Genomic DNA, 1,752 nt, shown 5'->3' with positions numbered 1-1,752 from the left:
AAAACTTTGTAGAAGAAGAATTTCTGGAAGAATTCGACGAAGACTTAGACGAAGAGGAATTTCTCCAAGACTTGGAAGAAGCATTCGACGAAGACTTAGACGAAGAAGAATTCGACAACTAGAAGAGGTTCGCGAATCTACCGAAGCGATCGCGCCCCAGAAACCCGGTATCTTTCGAGATGCCGGGTTTCCAGCGTTTCCGTCCCAAAATGTCCCCAGATATGGCAACCTGAAAAATAACGTCTCGTTGCGATCGACGAACTTCACAGGATCTATGCAAACACTGCCAACGCCTACCCAAAGCCCCGAAACCCCCGCCGCCTTCGACACCACCATCCATCGCCGCAAAACCCGCCCCGTTCGGGTGGGTAACGTCACCATCGGCGGCGGACATCCCGTCGTGGTGCAATCGATGATTAACGAAGACACCATGGACCTCGAAGGCTCCGTCGCCGCCATTCGTCGCCTTCACGAAATCGGCTGTGAAATCGTGCGCGTCACGGTTCCCAGCATGGCCCACGCCAAAGCCTTAGCCGACATCAAACAAAAACTGCGGGACACCTACCAAGACGTTCCCCTCGTGGCCGACGTTCACCACAACGGCCACAAAATCGCCCTCGAAGTAGCCAAGCACGTAGATAAAGTTCGCATCAATCCCGGCTTGTACGTCTTCGAGAAACCCAAATCCGATCGCACGGAATACACAAAAGCAGAATTCGAGGAAATCGGCAAAAAAATCCGCGAAACCCTCGAACCCTTGGTGGTTTCCCTCCGCGACCAAGGAAAAGCCATGCGTATCGGCGTCAACCACGGCTCTCTCGCCGAACGGATGCTCTTTACCTACGGCGACACCCCCGAGGGGATGGTGGAATCGGCCTTAGAATTCATCCGCATTTGCGAGTCCCTCGACTACTACAACCTCGTCATTTCCCTCAAAGCCTCTCGCGTCCCCGTCATGCTGGCCGCCTACCGCCTCATGGTTCGACGCATGGACGAGTTAGGGATGGATTATCCCCTTCACCTTGGCGTGACGGAAGCCGGAGACGGGGAATACGGACGCATCAAATCGACTGCGGGTATCGGTACCCTCCTGGCTGAAGGTATCGGCGACACCATTCGCGTGTCTCTTACGGAAGCCCCGGAAAAAGAAATTCCGGTATGTTACAGCATTCTGCAAGCCTTGGGATTGCGGAAAACCATGGTGGAATACGTGGCCTGTCCCTCTTGCGGTCGGACGCTCTTTAATTTAGAAGAGGTTCTCCACAAAGTTCGCGAAGCCACGAATCATTTGACGGGATTGGATATCGCCGTCATGGGATGTATCGTGAACGGCCCCGGCGAAATGGCCGATGCCGATTACGGATACGTCGGTAAACAACCGGGCTTCATTTCTCTCTATCGCGGTCGAGAAGAAATTAAAAAGGTTCCCGAAGATCGCGGCGTGGAAGAGTTGATTAATCTCATTAAAGCCGACGGTCGCTGGGTCGATCCGTAAATCGACTGTATACAGTCGTCTTCACTCAGGTCAACGGTAGAAATCGGGCTGTGTTAGAGCCTCAATCTTGTATCGATGCTATGTTCGCGAGACGCTCTACCGTTGACCCGACCTTGAACCGAAGATCGAGCGCATTATCAAAAATTTTGGGTTGAAAACCCCGCCCTTCTAGGGCGGCTTGACCGTAAAATGGGCAGAGAGGGTTTAGTTTAAACTACCCAAATGACACTTCGAGCATTCCGATATCGCTTCTATCC

General features: G+C 52.9%; 1 protein-coding gene. It reads left to right on the top strand.

Annotated elements, in window-relative coordinates:
* Nucleotides 1-274: 274 nt before the first annotated feature.
* Complete coding sequence (gene ispG, locus ACP5D4_RS06915) at nt 275-1,495, top strand: (E)-4-hydroxy-3-methylbut-2-enyl-diphosphate synthase (RefSeq protein WP_428010895.1); 1,221 nt, start codon at nt 275-277, stop codon at nt 1,493-1,495.
* The last annotated feature ends 257 nt before the right edge of the window (nt 1,496-1,752 follow it).

This window comes from Baaleninema sp. (assembly GCF_049974805.1).
Lineage (GTDB): Bacteria > Cyanobacteriota > Cyanobacteriia > Cyanobacteriales > Geitlerinemataceae > Baaleninema.
The sequence above is the reverse complement of the archived record's forward strand: the minus strand, read 5'-3'. Positions and strand labels throughout refer to the sequence as shown.

Excerpts from the sequence above, each read along its gene's own strand:
- ispG (WP_428010895.1), top strand. The coding sequence starts at position 275 with ATGCAAACACTGCCAACGCCTACCCAAAGCCCCGAAACCCCCGCCGCC.